Origin of the sequence: Streptomyces sp. MS191, from assembly GCF_008042125.1 — a bacterium.
Taxonomy (GTDB): domain Bacteria; phylum Actinomycetota; class Actinomycetes; order Streptomycetales; family Streptomycetaceae; genus Streptomyces.
The window spans coordinates 12,586-30,779 of record NZ_RDBI01000001.1; the positions used below are offsets into that span (position 1 = coordinate 12,586).

An 18,194-nucleotide genomic window follows, 5' to 3' on the forward strand; every position below is an offset into this window, starting at 1 on the left:
GGGTGGGGCCGACGTCAGCGTGCGGGGCTCACGGCCCCCAGCAGACGACCCTCGGCGTAACGCAGCGCGGCGTCCGGAAGCGTCGCGGTGCGACCGCTCAGGAGCACGGTGAGCCCGCCGGTGGCGTCGGCTTCCGGCGCCGCCCCGGCGCCGATGCGGCGCAGCGCCTGTGCGGCGACTGCCCCGGCCGAGCCGTGGAAAACCACCGGAGGCAGGTCGGGGTGCTGCACCGCCGCGCGGATCTCCTCGGCGACCAGTTCGTAGTGGGTGCAGCCCAGTACCAGGGCGCGGACGTCGCGCGGGGTGAGCGCGGCGGCGGCGGCCACGGCGCGCTTGATCCCGTCCGCGTCGGCGTACTGCACGGCGTCGGCGAGCCCGGGGCAGGGCACCTCCGTGACGTCCGCCCCGGCGGCGAAGTCGCGGATCAGGTCGCGCTGGTAGGGGCTGCCGGTGGTGGCGGGAGTCGCCCAGATGGCCACCTTGCCGCCGGCCGAGGCGGCCGGCTTGATCGCCGGCACCGTCCCGATCACCGGGATGTCCGGCTCCAGCGCGGCGCGCAGGGCCGGCAGGGCGTGGACGGTGGCGGTGTTGCAGGCCACGATCAGGGCGTCCGGCGCGAGCGCGGCGGCGGCCCGCGCGACGGCGAGCGCGCGCTCGGTGAGGTCCTCGGAAGTGCGCGGGCCCCAGGGCATGCCGTCGGGGTCCGAGGAGAGGACGAGGTCCGCGTCCGGCCTCAGACGGCGTACCGCCACCGCCGCCGGGAGCAGGCCGATTCCGGAGTCCATGAGCGCGATCTTCACCCGGTCACCCTAGCCGACCACCCTTGCGCCCCCGGCAATCTGGGGCAGACTGCGACGAATGAGCGCCACTGCCTGGATCGCGATGGGTTCGCTGGCCGCCTGGGGGTGGCTGCTGCTGGGTCAGGGTTTCTTCTGGCGTACGGATCAGCGTCTGCCGGGCGGCGTGCGCCGGTCCGCACGCGGCCGTGGGCCGCGGGCCGGCGCGTCCGCGCGGCCGGGGTCGGCGCCCCCGTCGGCGGAGGCCGGGCGGGGGTCCGGACCGCTGCCGTGGCCCCGGGTCGCGATCGTCGTCCCGGCCCGGGACGAGGCGGAGGTGCTGTCCCTGAGCCTGCCGTCGCTGCTCACCCAGGACTATCCGGGCGAGGCGGAGATCGTGCTCGTCGACGACGGCAGCACCGACGGCACGGGGAAGCTCGCGGGCGAGCTGGCCGTGCGGTACGGGGGGCTGCCGCTGACCGTCGTGTCGCCGGGCGAGCCGGCGCCGGGGTGGACCGGGAAGCTCTGGGCCCTGCGGCACGGCATGGCGCTGGCCCGTACCCGCGATCCCGAGTTCCTGCTGCTGACCGACGCGGACATCGCGCACGAGCCGGACAGCCTGCGGCTGCTGGTGGAGGCGGCGGTCACCGAGGGCTTCGACCTGGTGTCCCAGATGGCCAGGCTGCGGGTGGCGACGCTGTGGGAGCGGCTGATCGTGCCCGCCTTCGTGTACTTCTTCGCGCAGCTCTATCCGTTCCGCTGGATCAACGCCCGGCGCCCCCGGGCGACGGCGGCGGCGGGCGGCTGTGTGCTGCTGCGGACGCGGACCGCCGTGCGGGCGGGGGTGCCGGAGGCGATCCGGCAGGCGGTGATCGACGACGTCTCGCTGGCCCGCGCGGTGCGGCGGTCCGGCGGGCGGGTGTGGCTGGGCCTGGCGGAGCGGGTCGACAGCGTGCGGCCCTATCCCCGGCTCGCGGATCTGTGGCGGATGGTGTCGCGGTCGGCGTACGCGCAGCTCCGGCACAGTCCGCTGCTGCTCCTCGGCACGGTGGCCGGGCTCGCGCTGGTCTACCTCGCGCCGCCGGCGACGCTGGTGGCCGGGCTGGCGGGCGGCGATCCGGTGGCGGCGCTCGCCGGCGGGCTGGCCTGGGCGGTGATGGCCGGGACGTACGTGCCGATGCTCCGCTACTACGGCCAGCCCCTCTCACTCGCGCCGACGCTGCCCGTGACCGCCCTCCTCTATCTGCTCATGACGGTGGACTCCGCGGTGCAGCACTACCGGGGGCGGGGCGCGGCCTGGAAGGGGCGGACGTACGCCCGCCCCGAGGCGGCACCCGACCGGCGATGACCGGCGGGCCGGCCGGCGGGCGTCGACGGCCGGCCGGTCCGCCGGTCGGCCGTCACTTGCGCCCCGGTGTCCAGTTCATGCCCCAGCCGTACGCCTGGTCGACGGTGCGCTGCGGACTGACCCCGCGGGCCGGGACGAGGTAGCGGGCCTCGCGCCGGACGACGAGGTCCCCGTTCTCCCGGGTGATCAGGGCGAGCGCGCAGACGGTGGACGGCACGGTGCAGTCGTCCAGGGAGAAGTCGACGGGCGCTCCGTGCAGGGGCTGGAGCGTGACGGTGGCGTGCAGGTCGGCGAAGCTGCGGGCGCCCTCGTAGACGGTGACGAAGACGAGGACCCGGCTGAGCTTGTCCTTGTGGTCGAGGTTGATGGTGAGGTTCTCGCCCGAGGAGGACGCCCCGGTGCGGTCGTCGCCGTCGAGCAGGATGAACGGGGGCTGGTGCAGCGCGCCGAAGGCGTTGCCGAGCGCCTGCACCACGCCCTTGCGGCCGTCGGTCAGCTCGTAGAGGGCGCACAGGTCGAGGTCCAGGTCCGCGTGCTGGGCGACCGCCCGGCCCAGCTTGGCCCCCCAGCCGGTGAACTGCTTGCGCACCTGCCAGTTGAGGTTCACGCGCATGGCGCCGGAGGTGCCGCCCTGCTTGGCGAGGGAGACCGTCGGGGCCTCCTTCGTCAGGGTGACCTTGGTGAGCCGGACCGGCTGCGGCGGGGCGGCACCTCCGGCGCCATGCGCGTGAACCGGGAGGGGCGGCCGCGTGCTGCGGCTCGTCCACGGTGATGCCGAAGTCCGTCGCCAGGCCCGCCAGGCCGGAGTCGTACCCCTGTCCCACCGCCCGGAACTTCCACGCTCCCTGGCGCCGGTAGAGCTCGCCGAGCACGAACGCCGTCTCGACGCTCGCGTCCGCGCTGTCGTAGCGCGCGAGCTCCGTCCCGCCGTCCGCGTCGAAGACCCGGACGTACAGTCCCGGCACCCGCCCGAAGGTGCCGCCGTCGGCCGAGCCGGCGAGCACGATCCGCTCGACCTCGGGCTCGACACCGTCCAGCTCGACCCGGAGGGTGTCGGTCACGGCGTCGCCCGCCGTGCGCTTCCCCTCGTGCCGGACGGCGCCGGAAGCGTGCGCCGGCTGGTTGTAGAAAACGAAGTCGGCGTCGGAGCGCACTTTCCCCGACACGAGGAGTAGCGCCGACGCGTCGACGTCCGGGACACCCGCGCCTGAACGCCAGCCCAATTCCACGCGCACCGCGCGTGCCGGCACCGGAACATTGGCCCCTTTAAGCATGGACATGCTCGCCCCCATCACGGCTCCCGCCCATCAGGATTTCTTTACGTCAACCTAATGCCGGTCACGCCGAGCACACCGGGCCGACCCGTGGGTAACCCCTCCTCAGCTCGGGTTTTCAAGATCGAAGCCTCTCCGGGCGACCGTTTTTGTCACGTTCGATCGCATTACGGATCGACGGTCACTCAGAACCCGTCAAACAACCCTCTTATCGGGCTCCCCAACCAGCACATCGTGGGCTTAACTTATGTGCCATGACCTCCCCCCGCTCCACCTACGGAGGCGGTTACTACACCGCGCCGTCGTTCCCCGACACCCCGATCTACGACTCCCTGGTCGCTGAGCGGGGCACGCCTCAGATCGCACCGATCCGAGTGCCTTCCGCCTACGACACCGGCAACAGCTACCTGCCGGCGTTGCCCTCKGCCCTGCCCGCCCTCCCGGCGGCTCCCGTCCATCAGACCCCCGCCTACAGCGGCGGCGGTTCGTACGGCTACCCGCAGCCGGCGCAGCAGATGGCCCCCGTGCCGCTGCAGCACGCCCCGGCGCCGTACATCCCGCAGCAGCAGGTCCCCCGCGGATACCCGGGCGTCCAGCAGCAGCCGCAGCGCCCGATGACCACCGGGTACGAGGCGATGCGGCCGGCGGCCTCGCGCCCCGTCCAGGCGCAGGCCCCGTACGAGGACCCCTACAACCGCCCGTACCAGGGCAGAGGGTACTGACCGACTCCTGGTACGGAGCGGCTGGCAGGATGACGGCATGCCGATTCCTGTTGTGCGCTCCGTCCACGTCCACCCGGTCAAGGCGATGCGCGGTATCGCGCCCCTCGCCGCGGACGTCCAGCCATGGGGACTGGCCGGCGACCGCCGCTGGACCGTCGTGGACGCGTCGGGCAAGGTCGTGACCCAACGCCGTCATCCGCAGATGGCGTTGGCCTCGGCCGAGCTGCTGCCGGGTGACGCCCTCAGGGTGTCCGCGCCCGGCCGGGAGCCGCTGACGATCGAGGTGCCGCGGCCGTCTTCCACGATTCGGGTGGAGGTCTTCGAGACTCCCGTGGAGGCGGTCCCGGCGGGGGCCGCGGCGGACGCGTGGTTCAGCGCGTACCTGGACACCGAGGTCCGCCTCGTGCACATGGACGACCCCGCGCACCGCCGTCCGATCGACCCCGAGTACGCGCTGCCCGGCGAGACGGTGAGCTTCGCGGACGGCTATCCGCTGCTGGTCACCACCGTCGCCTCCCTCGACGCCCTCAACTCGCTGATCGCCCGGGGCGACCACCCCGACGAGGGCCCGCTGCCCATGAACCGTTTCCGGCCGAACGTCGTGATCGACGGCACCGCCGCCTGGGCCGAGGACGACTGGACCCGGCTCGCGATCGGCGAGGTCTCCTTCCGCGTCGCGAGGTCGTGCGGGCGCTGCGTGGTCACCACCACCGACCAGGAGACCGCCGGACGCGGGAAGGAGCCCCTGCGGACGCTGGCCCGGCACCGCAAGGACGGCAACCGGCTGATCTTCGGCCAGAACCTGGTGCCCGAGCACCTCGGGACGATCCGGGTCGGTGACGAGGTCAAGATCCTCGACTGATCCCCCGCACCCGGTGCGACAGCTTCCCCAACGAGTGTGACCCGGTGGTGGGTTCCCCGCGCGCCGGGCGGACCGGCACACCCCCCGCAGGGGGTGTGCCGGTCCGCCCGGCGCGCGGGGAACCCACCACCGGGTCACACTCGTTGGGGAAGCTGTCGCACCCGGACGAGCAAGGGGGTGGAGCGTGTGCGCGCAGTCACCGGGATCTGGCGTTGGAGACACAATCCCCTGCGCCGTGGGACCGATCTGATCGAGGCGTGGGTCGCCTTCGTGGCCGTCGTCCTGCTCGCCCTCGCCGTACCCGCGGTCGGATGGACCGCCGGGGCACGGACCGATGCCTCGCTCCAGCAGGCCGCGCGGACCCAGCACGAGCAGCGGCAGCGGACCACCGCCCGGGTGGTGCGGGTGGCCGACACCCCCGCGTCCGGTCTGCGCGGCTCCGGCTCCGACGGCGAGGAGCCCCTGCGCCGGGCCGTGGTGGCCCGCTGGACCGCGCCCGACGGGACGGCCCGGACGGGCACGGTCTCCACCCGGCGCGAGTTCGCGGACCCGGGTGACACCTTCCCGATGTGGACCGACCGGGGCGGCCGCCCGGCGACCCCGCCGATGCAGTCGGGAACGGCACGCGCGCACGCCGTCGTCGTCGGTCTGCTCGCGACGGCCCTGGCGGCCGTCTTCGTGGAGGCCTCGCGGCGCCTGGTCGTACGCCGGCTCGTACAGCGACGGTACGAACGTCTCGACCGCGCCTGGGCCAAGGCGGGTCCCGACTGGGGGCGTACGGGCGCGGGCAGCTGACCCGTCAACCCGGTCCCTCCGCGCGCGCTACGGTGGGGCATCGGATCAGCGACGACGCATGAGGCGGGGGCAGAGCACACCCATGGCACAGGGCACGGTCCAGGTGACGCACACCGGCACATCGCGGTGGCGACGCCGCACGGGCGAGTACGCCTCCCTCGCCGCCGCCCTGGAGGCCGCCGCCGACGGGGACGTCCTCACCGTCGCCCCCGGCACGTACCGGGAGAACCTCGTCATCCGACGGGCCGTCACCCTGCGCGGGCCGGAAGGCGGTGCCGGGCCGGTCCGGATCGCCCCGGTGGACGGCGTGCCGCTGACCGTCCGGGCCTCGGCGACACTCCAGGACCTGCACGTCGAGGGCCAGGACGCGGCCGCGCCCGCACTGCTCGTCGAGGAGGGCACGCCGGAACTGCTGGACCTGCGGATCGTGACGCGCTCGGCGGCCGGCATCGAGGTCCGCGGCGCCGCGAGACCCACCGTCCGCCGCTGCACCGTCGACAATCCGGCGGGGGTCGGCATCGCCGTACTCGACGGCGCGGGCGGGGTGTTCGAGGAGTGCGAGGTCGTCGCGGCCGGCCAGTCCGGGGTCTCGGTCCGGGGCGGGGCGCATCCCCGGCTGGAGCGCTGCCGGATCCACCACGCCTCGGGTGCGGGGATCACCGTCAACGGCGAGGGCAGCGGCCTGGAGGGCGTCGGCTGCGAGGTGTACGAGATCAAGGGCACCGGCCTCCAGATCGCCGCCCGGGCCACCGCCCACCTCTCCGACTCCTCCGTGCACCGCACCTCGGCCGACGGCATCACGCTGGACACGGACGCGGTGCTGACACTGTCCGACTGCGACATCCACGACATCCCCGAGAACGCGGTCGACCTGCGCTCGCGCTCCGTGCTGACGCTGACCCGCTCCACCGTGCGCCGGTTCGGCCGCAACGGCCTGTCGGTGTGGGACCCGGGGACCCGGGTCGACGCCAACCAGTGCGAGATCCACGACAGCACCGGCGACTACCCGGCGGTCTGGGTGAGCGACGGCGCGACCGCCGTGCTCGACTCCTGCCGCGTGCACGACGTGCCGGACGCCCTCTTCGTCCTCGACCGGGGCTCACGGGCCGACGTCGTCGACTGCGACCTGTCGCAGGTGCGGAACACCGCCGTCTCGGTGAGCGACGGCGCGACCGCTCAGCTGGACGACTGCCGGATCCGGGAGGCGTCCACCGGCGCCTGGTTCCGGGACCACGGCAGCGGCGGCACGCTGGCGGGCTGCACCATCGACGGCGTGCAGACCGGGGTCATCGTCACCAAGGGCGCCGATCCCACCATCGAACGCTGCACCGTCACCACGCCCGCCGAGGCCGGCTTCTACGTGTCGGCGGAAGGCCGAGGCTCCTTCGTCGGCTGCCGGGTGACCGGCAGCGGCGGCTACGGCTTCCACGTGATGGACGGCTGCCGCACGACGCTGCGCGGCTGCCGCACGGAGCGGTGCGCGCGGGCCGGGTACGAGTTCGCCGACGGCGGCTCGGCGGGTGAGGGAAGCGGCCCGGTGGTGGAGGACTGCACGAGCGACGAGAGCGGGGTGCGGAAGGCTCCGGCCGACAGCGCGGGCGCGACCGTCCTGACGGCCACGCAGACGCCGGGCCTGCTCGGGAACGTGCCCGTGCCGCGGACCGCGGCCGCCCCGCCGCCCGCTCCCACGCCGGAGCCGGCGCGTGCCTCGACCGACGTGCTGGGTGAACTGGACGCGCTGGTGGGCCTGGAGAGCGTCAAGCACGAGGTCCGCACCCTCACCAACATGATCGAGGTCGGCCGTCGGCGGCAGGAGGCCGGACTCAAGGCCGCGTCCGTGCGCCGCCACCTGGTCTTCACCGGCAATCCCGGCACGGGCAAGACGACCGTGGCCCGGCTCTACGGCGAGATCCTCGCCTCGCTGGGCGTGCTGGAACGCGGGCACCTCGTCGAGGTGTCCCGGGTCGACCTGGTCGGGGAGCACATCGGCTCGACGGCGATCCGCACCCAGGAGGCGTTCGACCGGGCGCGCGGCGGCGTGCTGTTCGTCGACGAGGCGTACGCCCTGTCCCCCGAGGACTCGGGGCGGGACTTCGGGCGGGAGGCGATCGACACCCTGGTGAAGCTGATGGAGGACCACCGGGACGCGGTCGTGGTGATCGTCGCCGGCTACACGGCCGAGATGGAGCGCTTCCTGACCGTCAACCCCGGTGTGGCGTCCCGGTTCTCCCGGACCATCAGCTTCAGCGACTACGTGCCGGACGAGCTGCTGCGGATCGTGGAGCAGCAGGCCGACGAGCACGAGTACCGGCTCGCGGAGGGCACCGGCGAGGCGCTGCGCAAGTACTTCACCGAGCTGCCCAAGGGCCCGGCGTTCGGCAACGGCCGCACGGCGCGCCAGACGTTCGAATCGATGGTGGAGCGGCACGCCGGCCGGGTCGCCGTGCTCGCCGACGCGAGCACGGACGACCTGACCCTGCTCTATCCCGAGGACCTGCCCGAACTCCCCTGATCCGAGCGGGCGGTGCCGCGCTGCCGCGGCAGGGCGGGCGGCAGCCGGTCGAGCAGCGCGGCCCGTTCGGCGGCGAAGACCGGGTCGGCCTGGTAGTCGGAGTGGCCCAGGATCGGTTCGGGCAGCGGGTGGGCCGGCGTGCGGCCGTACTCGACGGGGTCGAGGAGGACGGGACGGTCGACGGCCGGACGGTCCCCCTCCGCCGGCACCCGTACGGGGCCGCCGATCGGGTCGGTGGCCCGGTGGAGGTTGCTCCAGCAGTGCACCGTGCGGTGCAGGCCGCGCAGCGGGCCGGGGCCGAAGTAGGCGGGGAACCAGCGCCCGTAGAGCCGTTCCAGCGGTGAGCCGTAGGTGAGCAGCGCGACCCGCCTGCGGGTCGCCGGCGGCAGCTGCCAGACCGCGGCGGCGGCCAGCACACTGCCCTGCGAGTGGCCGGAGATGACGAGCCGGCCGCCGGTGTGGCGGGTCCAGGAACTCATCCGCCAGGTCAGGTCCGGGACGGCCCGCTCGGCGTAGCAGGGCGGGGCGAAGGGGTGCGCGGCCCGGGGCCAGAAGGTGCCGACGTCCCAGAGGATGCCGATCGTGCGGCGCGCGGAGGCGTCCTTGTAGGCGCGTCGGCCCCAGGTGACGAACAGTATGAAGCCGAAGCCGATCATCCAGGAGCCGAGGGACTGGGCGGTGTCGGCGGCCGACGCGATCGCCGGGTGGGCTCCCTCGAACGCGCGTCCCGGCACGGCACCGCCGACCCAGGCCCCGGCGACGGACGCGGCGCCCAGGAACAGGGTGGCGCCGGAGACGATGCCGACGAGCGGCGGCGCGAAGTCCGTGAGGCCGGCGCGGGCCCGGGTCGCGGCGATCCGCCCGGTGCGCACGGGGTCCGGGGTGTCCGTCGCGTACGCGGCCTCGACGAGGGGGCCGAGGCGGCGGGCGGCGCGGGCGGTCCGCACGGCGAGGACGACGGCCGGTGCGAGCAGCATCACGAGCAGCACCGGGATGACGGAGGCCTGCCAGCTCAGGAGCACGGGCGGGCCGATGGGAGAGCCGTCGCCCATGCCCGGGGTGGCCGAGCCGTCCAGCCAGTCGGCGACGCGCTGGGCGACGCCTCCGGACATCACGCCGCCCAGGGCGCAGGCGAGCATGGCGACCGCCGGGCCGCCGAGGCCGTGGAGCGCGGTGCGGGGTTCGGGCCTGCGCCGGTGGAGGAGGAGCGCGACCGCGCCGAGGGCCACGACGAGGCCGCCCTGGACCAGGGTGAGGGCCCCGAAGGTGGTGTCGCCGGGGAGGGTGCCGGCGGAGCGCCACTCGGGCCGGGACCAGCAGGCGTGCGGGACCGCGAGGGCGAGCAGCAGGAGGGAGGAGCAGGGCAGCCAGGACACCAGGACCCGTTCGATCCGCAGGTCGAGTCGCCGCTCGCTGCGGCCGCGGCGGCAGACGACCCAGAGGACGACCGCCGCGAGGACGACGACGGCCGCCTGCAGGCCCCATCCGACGTCCGTGCGCAGCGCGTCGGGGGCGGTGGCCCGGTCGTGGCGGGCGGCGGCGCCGGTGAGGGCCGCGGTGACGGTCAGGAACCCGGCGGCGGTGTGGGCGGCGCGCAGCCGGGCGACGAGCCGGCGGCCGTACCAGAATCCGCGGCGTCCCAGGGCGGGACGGAGCTCGGTCGGCAGGGCGGCCTCCGGGGTGCCGGCGGGTTCGTCGTCCCCCTCGGCCCCGGGGTCGGCGTCCGTGGCGGGGTCGGCCGACTCGCCCCGCCCGGCGGGCTCTTCGAGGGGCGGGTCGTCGTAGGCGGTGGGCGGGCGCTGGGCCTCGTAGGCGCTCCAGGTCCGGTTGGAGAGGTACCAGAGCAGGCCGACGAGCGCGGTCGGGACGACCGCGGCGAGCGCGAGCCGGCGACCCGGCTGGGACCACCAGCCACCCCGTTCCGCGGAGAGGAAGCCGAGCCAGGAGCGGTCCTGCGCGCAGGCGGCGTCGCCCGCGCACTGCCAGGCCGTCAGGTCGAGCGCGACCRCGCACGCGGCGGCGGTGAGCAGCACGGTGAGGGTGAGGGCGACGAGCCGCACCAGCACCCCGTACAGCCGCACCAGGCCCGGGCGGTCCGGGGCGGGCGGGCGCATCCAGTGGGCGAGGTTGGCGACCATGAAGGGCAGGAGGAGCAGCCACAGGGCACGGGCGCCGTTGCCGGAGGTGAGGTTGGACCAGCAGTAGGCCTCCGGGACCGGCCGTTCGGCGTAGCGCTCCGGGTGGTCCTCGGCGTCGAGGTCGTCGCAGCGCCGGTACATGGCGGCGGTCGCGTCGCCGGTCACCCGCACCGTCCGCGGGTCGTCCAGCATGTCCTGCGGCGTGGCCCCGCCGACACCGTGGACGAGGAGTTCGAGCGCCGCACCCCCGTTCTTCGGGGACGGTGTGGCAGGGGACACTTCGGTGTCTCGCTCTCTGGGTGGGAGGATTCGACGGCAGGCAACAGGATCGCGGAAGGCCGGGCGTACGCGCACGACCTCTCACGGAATCCGACGCCAATCCCCCAGTCCCCTTCGGAAGGACCGTCATCGGTGGTCAGCGACCAGCAGAACCTCCTCGCGGAGCAGCGGCGCGCCCTCATCCTGGACGAGGTGCGGCGGCGCGGCGGTGTCCGGGTCAACGAGCTGACGCGACGGCTCAACGTCTCGGACATGACCGTCCGCAGGGACCTGGACGCGCTGGCGCGGCAGGGTGTCGTCGAGAAGGTGCACGGCGGCGCGGTGCCGGTCGTCGAGACGAGCACGCACGAGCCCGGGTTCGAGGCCAAGTCGGCTCTGGAGCTGGGCGCCAAGGAGGAGATCGCGCGGACGGCCGCGCGGATGGTCGCACCCGGTACGGCGATCGCCCTTTCGGGGGGTACGACGACGTTCGCGCTGGCGGCGCAGCTGCTGGACGTGCCGGATCTGACGGTGGTGACCAACTCGGTCCGGGTGGCGGACGTCTTCCACGCCGCACGCCGGCCGGGCTCCGGTGAGGCCCGCCCGGGCGCGGCGACCGTGGTCCTGACGGGCGGGGTGCGGACGCCGTCGGACGCGCTGGTGGGCCCGGTGGCCGACCAGGCGATCCGCTCGCTCCATTTCGACGTGCTGTTCCTCGGCGTGCACGGGATCTCGGTGGAGGCGGGCCTGTCCACGCCGAACCTGGCGGAGGCGGAGACCAACCGGCGGCTGGTGCGCTCCGCGCGCCGCGTCGTGGTGCTGGCGGACCACACCAAGTGGGGCACGGTCGGGCTGAGTTCGTTCGCCCGGCTGGACGAGGTGGACACGCTGGTGACGGACGCGGGGCTGTCGTCGCAGACCCGGGCGGAGATGGCGGAGCACCTGCCGGGGCTGGTGGTGGCCGGCGAGCGGGCGCGGGCCGAGGGCGAGGGCCGGTGAGCTCCTTCCGGATCGAGCGCGTCACGGGCCTGCCGGCCGGGGAGGCGTGGCGCCGCCTCACGGACTGGCCGGCGCACGGCGAGCGGGTGCCGCTGACCTCGACCCGGCTGCTGACCGCGGGCCCGGCCGGGGTGGGCACCCGCTTCGTGGCCCGGACGGCGGTCGGGCGGCTCGGCGTCGACGACGTGATGGAGGTCGTCCGCTGGGAGCCGCCGGAGCCGGGGCGGCCGGGCGTGTGCGGGCTGGAGAAGCGCGGCCGGGTGGTGCTGGGCCGCGCCGTGATCGAGGTGCACGGCACGGCGGACGGCGGCTCGCGCGTGGTCTGGTCCGAGGAACTGCGGGTGCGCGGGGTGCCGCGCTTCGTCGATCCGGTGCTCGCGTCCGCGGGGCGGCGGCTGTTCGGCCGCGTGATGGACGGACTGCTGGGCATCTGAGGGGCCGGCGACTAGGGTGTGCGCACTTCGGCCCGCTCCCGGGTCCCGTCCGGAGGGCGGCGGCGTCCGCACGGGGTGGGACCCGGGCGTCCGGAGCCCGACACGACCGGCACCACACCTGCTGGGGAGGTACCGACCATGGCACGCCGACTCAGGCCGGTGGAGCTCGACTTCGTCGCGTCCGCGCCCGGACGCCTGGTGTTCACGGCCGAGTTGGCGGCCCCGCCGGGCGCCGTCTACCGGTCGCTGGCGGAGGAGGTGGGCAGTTGGCCCGCCTGGTTCACGGCCGTGGCCTCGGCCCGGCCGACCGCCGGCGGGGCCGGCCGGACGGTCGCGCTGCGGGGCGGGGTGTCCTTCCAGGAGACGATCATGGCCGCGGAGCCCGGCATCCGGTACGCCTACCGGGTCGACGAGACGAACGCGCCCGCCGTCCGGGCCATGGTGGAGGAGTGGTCCCTGTCCCCCGCCGGCCCGGGCACCCGGGTCCGGTGGACGATGGCGGTGGACGGCCCCGGGCCGTACCTGCTCGCGATGCGGCTGGCACGGCCGGGCGTCGGCTGGTCCTTCCGCGACGCGATGCGCCGGCTGGACCGCAGGCTCACTCCGGCCAGGCACCCGTCTCCAGGAAGCGGTCGATAGCGGCGGCGTACGGCGCGATGTCCAGGCCCTGTTCGGCCAGCCAGGCGTCGGAGTAGTACTTGTCGAGGTAGCGGTCGCCCGGGTCGCAGATGAGGGTCACGACGCTGCCGGTGCGGCCGTGCTCGACCATCTCGGCGACGATCTTCAGGGCGCTCCACAGGCCGGTGCCGGTCGAACCGCCGGCCTTGCGGCCGATCGCGGCCTCCAGGGCGCGGACGGCGGCGACGCTGGCCGCGTCGGGGACCTTCATCATCCGGTCGATGGCGCCGGGCACGAAGCTGGGCTCCATACGGGGCCGGCCGATGCCCTCGATGCGGGAGCCGCAGTCGGACGTCGCGTACGGGTCGTTGCGCGTCCAGCCGTCGAAGAAGCAGGAGTTCTCGGGGTCGGCGACGCAGATGCGGGTGTCGTGCTGCATGTAGTGGACGTAGCGCGCGATGGTGGCGGAGGTGCCGCCGGTACCGGCGGTGGCCACGATCCAGGCCGGCTCGGGGTAGCGCTCCAACTTCAGCTGCTGGTACATCGATTCGGCGATGTTGTTGTTGCCCCGCCAGTCGGTGGCCCGCTCCGCGTAGGTGAACTGGTCCATGTAGTGGCCGCCGGTCTGCGCGGCGAGGGCCGCGGACTCCTCGTACATCTTGCGGGAGTCGTCGACGAAGTGGCACCGGCCGCCGTGGAACTCGATCAGCCGGCACTTCTCGGGGCTGGTGGTGCGGGGCATCACGGCGATGAAGGGCACGCCGATCAGCTTGGCGAAGTACGCCTCGGAGACGGCCGTGGAGCCGCTGGACGCCTCGATCACGGGCTTGCCCGGGCGGATCCAGCCGTTGCACAGGCCGTAGAGGAAGAGCGAGCGGGCGAGCCGGTGCTTGAGGCTGCCGGTCGGGTGGGTCGACTCGTCCTTGAGGTAGAGGTCGATGCCCCACTTCTCCGGGAGCGGGAAGCGCAGCAGGTGGGTGTCGGCGGACCGGTTGGCGTCGGCCTGGACCTTGCGGACGGCCTCCTTCAGCCAGGCGCGGTAGGCCGGGTCGCTGCGGTCGACGTCGACGGTCACCGGGGCCGTGGCCGACGGGACGGGGGGCGCCGTGCCGGTGGCCGACGGGCTGGTGTCCGCCGTGCCGGTGCTGCCCGCACCGTCCGCCGCGCTGTTCTCCGTGGTGCTCATGCGTCGCTCTCCAAGCCGTGGCCACAAGGTCTTCCACTGCCGAAGATAACTCCCTCACCTGCACAAACGTTCACTTTGGGGGTCCATAGGAGTCGCTTGCAGAAGGGCCTCTGGTGTACCCGGCGCTCGCCCGGCACACTGGTCGGAGGAACCGGCACGAAGGGGGCGGAGAGTGATGGCGGAGCCCGAGTTCACCGCGACGGGGGTCCGGATCGAGCGCTGGCCCCGGTCGCTGACCAGGGCGGGCGAGGTCCGGATCGAGGACGGCAGGCTGTCGTTGCTGACCAGCTACGGCAGCGAGATCGACAGCGCGCCGGTGGACGCGGTGCGGGCGGGCCGGCCGTGGTTCGCCAAGCCCGACGAGACGGTGGCGACCGTGAACGGCACGCGCTACCGCCTGACCATGGACGGGCCGCAGGACCGCGACTCCGGACCGGGTCGCTTCCTCGACGCGCTGAAGAAGGCGGCCAGGCGGCCGGGCGGCGACGTCTGAGGCGTGGATGACCTGCGGCGGGTCGCCGCGAGTTGCGGGCCGGTCACCACTGACTCACGCTGGAACCACCTCACTGAGGGTTTATCGGCGGTGACGCTGTGAACCAGCCCGCCGCCGCCGTGCGCAGCGCATGAAAGATCCGAACCTTCGTCTTCTTCCGGACTACTTCGGGGAGTCGCAGCCGTGATCAGCGAGCCCAGCAGGCACTGCACGGTGGAGCTCCAAGCCCTGCCGTCGCGGATCGGTCAGGTCCGCAGAATCGTATCGGCGCATCTGCGCTACTGGCATCTCGATGCCCTGGTCGACCACGCGGCGCTCGGTGTCACCGAGCTCCTCACCAATGTCCACCGGCACGCACAGCCGGACAAGCGGTGCACCGTCGAGATCGAGCTGCTGCTCGACCGCCTCACCGTGTCCGTCCGTGACCACGACCCGCGAATACCGGCCGTCGGCGGCACGGCGGCGGCCAGGGGCCCCGCGTCCGAGGCCGTCGACGACCTCGCCACCTCGGGCCGTGGACTGGCCATCATCGAGGCGTTCAGCGAGAGCTGGGGCATCCGGACGCACGGGGAGGCCGGCAAGGTCGTCTGGTTCACCCTCCCGGCTCCCGTCCCGGCCGCCGCGGTCCCCTCCCGGTCGCACGCCGTCTACGGCGCCACGACCGAGGGTCCCTTCATCGGCCACACCCGCTACCGGGGCGCCCACGGCAGCAGCCTGGACGGCATCGAGTTCGGCACCCCCACGGTGCCGGCCCGCGCGCCGGCCGCCGCCCGCTCGGTCCTCGCCGGCTGAGACGCAGTCGGGTGGCTCCACGGCTGCCCCGCGCCGGCGGATCGCGCCGGTCGGCGGGGGCACCCGGGAAGGCACGTGCTCGGTGGATACGGGGCCCGTCCAGCAGCCCGCATCACCCGGACGGCGGTACGCACCGGCCGCACCCGCCCGAACCCGCGCGACGCCACCCGCGCGACGCGCCGCCCATGACAGCGGCCGACCGCCCCGGACACACCCTCCGGGGCGGTCGGGGTGTTCCGGCAGCGCGTGCCGGGCACCCCACCCGACGTGTGGCACCCGGGAACATCATTCCGTCGCGATCGCCCGCAACACGTCCAGGCGAGCCGCCCGGCGGGCCGGCCGCCAGCCGGCCAGGGCACCCGCCGCCAGCCCGACCAGTGCGACGACGGCGAGCTGCGCGGGCGGGACGGCGAAGGCGAACGCGCTGTCGCTCGCCCCGTCGGACGCCTCGACCAGCACCCACCCGAGGAAGCCGCCCAGTGCCAGCCCGCCCGCCGTCCCGAAGGCCGCGACCAGGACGGACTCCCAGCGGACCATGGCCCTCGACTGGCGCCGGGTCTGGCCCACGGCCCGCAACAGGCCCAGCTCACGGGTGCGTTCGTGGACCGCGAGGGTCAGCGCGTTGGCGATGCCGAGCAGGGCGATGAGCACGGCGAGGGCCAGCAGCGCGTAGACGAGCGTCAGCATCATGTCGATCCCGCTCGCCGAGGAGGCGGCGTACTCGTCCCGGGTCTGCACCTCGGGGTCGCCGTACCCCGCGGCGGTCCGCTCGACGGCCGCCTTGCCCGCGTCGGCGGAGACGCCGTCCTCGAGGCTCACGGCGACGAGGGTGTCGGCGTCCTGACCACGGTGCGGGGCCCATGCCTCGCGGGTCAGGACGTAGTCCCCGGCCAGTTCGGACCGCTGGTAGACGGCACGGACCGTGAAGGCGTGCCGGCTGCCGTCGGTGAAGACGACCCGGGTGGTGCTGCCGGGCCGCAGTCCGGACTTCTCCGCCTCGGCCGCGGCGACGGCGATGCCGTCCGTGCCGAGTCCATTCAGTGAGCCGTCGACGGCGCCCAGGTCGAGGGAACGGGCGAGCGCGGCCGGGTCGGTGACGGTCAGGGCGCGGCCCCGGCCGTCGATCTCCGCCACGCCGCGGCCGAGGCCGACGGCGCTCTCCACCTCCGGCAGCCGGTCGAGCGCCGGCGCGAGGCGGGGGCTGAGTCCACTGCCGCCCGCGCCGAACGAGGGGGCGCCGACGGCCAGGTCACCGGCGAAGGACCGCGAGACGGTCTGGTCCATGGTCGCCTTGAGCGAGGCTCCGAAGACGGTGAAGAGGGAGACGACGGCGACGCCGATCATCAGCGCGGTCGCGGTGGCGGCGGTCCGCCTCGGGCTGCGCAGCGCGTTGCGCCGGGCGAGCCCGCGGTTGGCCCCGCGCAGCGGCGCCCCGAGGAGCCGTACCGCGTACGACGCGGCCACCGGGCCGAGCACGACGAACCCCGTGAGCGCCAGGACCGCTCCCGTCGCCGCGAGCCACAGCGACGGGGCGAGCAGGACTCCGCCGAGGACCAGGCCCACCGCGCCGGACAGCAGGGCCGAACCGGCCCATGTCCGCGTCCGGGAGGCGCCCGTGTCGTCCACGGCCGTCTCCCGCAGGGCGGCGAGCGGCGCCGTGCGTCCGGCCTTCACGGCGGGCAGCAGCGCCGAGCCGGCGCAGACCACGACGCCGACCGCGAACGGCAGCGCCATCGAGAGGACGCCGATCACCAACGGGCCCTCGGGGAAGGGGAAGCCGATGGCCGGGAACAGCGCCTGGAGGCCGGCCGCGATGCCGATCCCGCCGGCCAGTCCGGCGGCGGAGGCGGCCAGGCCGACGGCCACGGCCTCGGCGAGGGTCGCCCCGACGACCTGCCGCCGGGAGGCGCCGAGCGCGCGCAGCAGCGCGTTCTCGCGGGTCCGCTGGGCGACGACGATCGCGAAGGTGTTGTGGATGGAGAAGACGGAGACGAGGAGCGCGACCCCGCTGAACACCAGCAGGAAGGTGGTGAAGAGGGTCAGGAACCGGCCGGAGATCATCTCCGTGTTCTCCTCGGCCACCCGCTGCCCGGTGACGGCCTCGGTTCCCTCGGGAAGCGCCGGGGCCAGGGCGTCGACCAGCTCCCGCTGCGAGGTGCCGGGACCCGCCCGGACGAGGATGTCCGTCGCCTCGCCGGGCTTCGGCGTGAGGTACTTCTCGGCGTCCGCGCGGGTGAGGCCGGTGTACGTGACCTGGGCCATGCCGTCCTCGCCGCCGAAGGTGGCCAGGCCCACCACGGTCACCCTCACCGGGTCGGGGGTGCGCAGGATCGCCGTGTCCCCGACGGACAGTCCGCCGGCCTCGGCGGCGCCGCGGTTGACCACGGCCTCCCCGGGCGTCCGCGGAGCGCGGCCCTCGGCCAGGGCGTACGGGTTGAGGACGGGGTCCTCGATCCAGTTGCCCGCGAGGGTGGGCGGGCCCTGGCCGCCGACGGGGTCGCCGTCGGCGCCGACGAGCTGGCCGGCGCCCTCGATGCGCGGGACGGCCGCGGCGACGCCGGGCACCGCGGCGATCCGGTCCGCGAGGGAGGTGGGGACGCGGCTGCGGGTGCCCTGCCCCTCCCCCGCGACCGTGACCACGCCGGTGCTGCGGACGACGGCGTCCGTGCCGGCTCCGGCGGTGCCGAACAGCGAGTCGAAGCTCGCGCGCAGGGTGTCGCCCATGACGAGGGTGCCGGTGAGGAAGGCGACGCCGAGCAGGACGGCGGTGAACGTGCCCAAGAAGCGCCGCCGGTGGGCGCGCAGCCCGGCGAGGCGACGGACATCCTCGTCCGGGCGGGTCCCGGCACCTCGCAGCGGGAGCTGGTCGACGCCCTGGCCCCGGCGCTTCCCGAGGGAACCGAGGCCGTCACCGGGCAGCGGGTGGCCGAGGAGAACACGGAGATGATCTCCGGCCGGTTCCTGACCCTCTTCACCACCTTCCTGCT

15 protein-coding genes and 1 pseudogene are annotated in these 18,194 nt (G+C 74.4%); 11 read left to right on the forward strand and 5 right to left on the reverse strand.

The window, feature by feature from the left end; translation table 11 throughout:
• Positions 1-14: 14 nt before the first annotated feature.
• Positions 15-800 (reverse strand): glutamate racemase, encoded by a 786-nt coding sequence (locus EAO71_RS00055; protein WP_187282494.1) that lies wholly within the window; start codon positions 798-800, stop codon positions 15-17.
• A gap of 58 nt (positions 801-858) precedes the next feature.
• Between EAO71_RS00055 and EAO71_RS00060 the strand changes: the two genes are divergently transcribed.
• Positions 859-2,124, forward strand: a complete 1,266-nt coding sequence (locus EAO71_RS00060) for a glycosyltransferase (RefSeq protein WP_147975696.1) — start codon at positions 859-861, stop codon at positions 2,122-2,124.
• Positions 2,125-2,176: 52 nt separating this feature from the next.
• Here EAO71_RS00060 and EAO71_RS00065 read toward each other — a convergent pair.
• Positions 2,177-3,404: pseudogene (locus EAO71_RS00065) on the reverse strand (TerD family protein).
• Between the two features lie 248 nt (positions 3,405-3,652).
• On the opposite strand from EAO71_RS00065, the gene EAO71_RS00070 reads away from it, so the two are divergent.
• The 4 genes from EAO71_RS00070 (at position 3,653) to EAO71_RS00085 (ending at position 8,289) form a co-directional block, all read left to right on the forward strand.
• Positions 3,653-4,120: a DUF6643 family protein gene (locus EAO71_RS00070; RefSeq protein ID WP_147975697.1), complete on the forward strand. Its 468-nt coding sequence runs from the start codon at positions 3,653-3,655 to the stop codon at positions 4,118-4,120.
• A 37-nt stretch (positions 4,121-4,157) separates the two neighbouring features.
• Positions 4,158-4,982: an MOSC domain-containing protein gene (locus tag EAO71_RS00075; protein WP_147975698.1), complete on the forward strand. Its 825-nt coding sequence runs from the start codon at positions 4,158-4,160 to the stop codon at positions 4,980-4,982.
• Positions 4,983-5,168: 186 nt separating this feature from the next.
• Positions 5,169-5,777 (forward strand): Rv1733c family protein, encoded by a 609-nt coding sequence (locus tag EAO71_RS00080; protein ID WP_147975699.1) that lies wholly within the window; start codon positions 5,169-5,171, stop codon positions 5,775-5,777.
• A gap of 82 nt (positions 5,778-5,859) precedes the next feature.
• The gene (locus tag EAO71_RS00085) at positions 5,860-8,289 is read left to right on the forward strand and encodes a right-handed parallel beta-helix repeat-containing protein (RefSeq protein ID WP_147975700.1); all 2,430 of its coding nucleotides are present in this window, start codon (positions 5,860-5,862) and stop codon (positions 8,287-8,289) included.
• On the opposite strand, the gene EAO71_RS00090 is transcribed toward EAO71_RS00085, so the two are convergent.
• Positions 8,259-10,706 carry a hypothetical protein gene (locus tag EAO71_RS00090; protein WP_147975701.1) on the reverse strand — a complete coding sequence of 816 codons (2,448 nt, stop codon included), beginning with the start codon at positions 10,704-10,706 and terminating at the stop codon, positions 8,259-8,261. The genes EAO71_RS00085 and EAO71_RS00090 overlap by 31 nt on opposite strands.
• A gap of 132 nt (positions 10,707-10,838) precedes the next feature.
• On the opposite strand from EAO71_RS00090, the gene EAO71_RS00095 reads away from it, so the two are divergent.
• The 3 genes from EAO71_RS00095 to EAO71_RS00105 all read left to right on the forward strand — a co-directional run bounded on the left by EAO71_RS00095 (position 10,839) and on the right by EAO71_RS00105 (position 12,757).
• Positions 10,839-11,684, forward strand: a complete 846-nt coding sequence (locus EAO71_RS00095; RefSeq protein ID WP_261991909.1) for a DeoR/GlpR family DNA-binding transcription regulator — start codon at positions 10,839-10,841, stop codon at positions 11,682-11,684.
• Positions 11,681-12,118: an SRPBCC family protein gene (locus EAO71_RS00100; protein ID WP_147975702.1), complete on the forward strand. Its 438-nt coding sequence runs from the start codon at positions 11,681-11,683 to the stop codon at positions 12,116-12,118. Before EAO71_RS00095 ends, EAO71_RS00100 begins: the two co-directional genes overlap by 4 nt.
• A 138-nt stretch (positions 12,119-12,256) precedes the next feature.
• Positions 12,257-12,757, forward strand: a complete 501-nt coding sequence (locus tag EAO71_RS00105; RefSeq protein ID WP_147975703.1) for an SRPBCC family protein — start codon at positions 12,257-12,259, stop codon at positions 12,755-12,757.
• Here EAO71_RS00105 and cds1 read toward each other — a convergent pair.
• The gene (cds1, locus tag EAO71_RS00110; protein WP_261991910.1) at positions 12,717-13,922 is read right to left on the reverse strand and encodes an L-cysteine desulfhydrase Cds1; all 1,206 of its coding nucleotides are present in this window, start codon (positions 13,920-13,922) and stop codon (positions 12,717-12,719) included. The genes EAO71_RS00105 and cds1 overlap by 41 nt on opposite strands.
• Positions 13,923-14,097: 175 nt before the next feature.
• Here cds1 and EAO71_RS00115 point away from each other — a divergent pair, with 175 nt between their 5' ends.
• Positions 14,098-14,415, forward strand: coding sequence for a hypothetical protein (locus EAO71_RS00115; protein ID WP_147975704.1), 318 nt, complete (start codon positions 14,098-14,100; stop codon positions 14,413-14,415).
• A 183-nt stretch (positions 14,416-14,598) separates the two neighbouring features.
• A complete protein-coding gene (locus EAO71_RS00120; protein ID WP_147975705.1) occupies positions 14,599-15,207 on the forward strand; it encodes an ATP-binding protein in 609 nt (202 codons plus the stop codon).
• 285 nt (positions 15,208-15,492) lie between these two features.
• Here the strand turns inward: EAO71_RS00120 and EAO71_RS00125 are convergent, their stop codons facing one another.
• Complete coding sequence (locus EAO71_RS00125; protein WP_147975757.1) at positions 15,493-18,063, reverse strand: FtsX-like permease family protein; 2,571 nt, start codon at positions 18,061-18,063, stop codon at positions 15,493-15,495.
• Between EAO71_RS00125 and EAO71_RS00130 the strand changes: the two genes are divergently transcribed.
• Positions 18,001-18,194: hypothetical protein (locus tag EAO71_RS00130; protein WP_261991917.1), on the forward strand; the 194-nt coding region annotated here is incomplete at its 3' end. The genes EAO71_RS00125 and EAO71_RS00130 overlap by 63 nt on opposite strands.

Coding starts and splice junctions, on each gene's coding strand:
- EAO71_RS00060 (WP_147975696.1), top strand. CDS start 859: ATGAGCGCCACTGCCTGGATCGCGATGGGTTCGCTGGCCGCCTGGGGG.
- EAO71_RS00075 (WP_147975698.1), top strand. CDS start 4,158: ATGCCGATTCCTGTTGTGCGCTCCGTCCACGTCCACCCGGTCAAGGCG.
- EAO71_RS00085 (WP_147975700.1), top strand. CDS start 5,860: ATGGCACAGGGCACGGTCCAGGTGACGCACACCGGCACATCGCGGTGG.
- EAO71_RS00105 (WP_147975703.1), top strand. CDS start 12,257: ATGGCACGCCGACTCAGGCCGGTGGAGCTCGACTTCGTCGCGTCCGCG.
- cds1 (WP_261991910.1), bottom strand. CDS start 13,922: ATGAGCACCACGGAGAACAGCGCGGCGGACGGTGCGGGCAGCACCGGC.
- EAO71_RS00115 (WP_147975704.1), top strand. CDS start 14,098: ATGGCGGAGCCCGAGTTCACCGCGACGGGGGTCCGGATCGAGCGCTGG.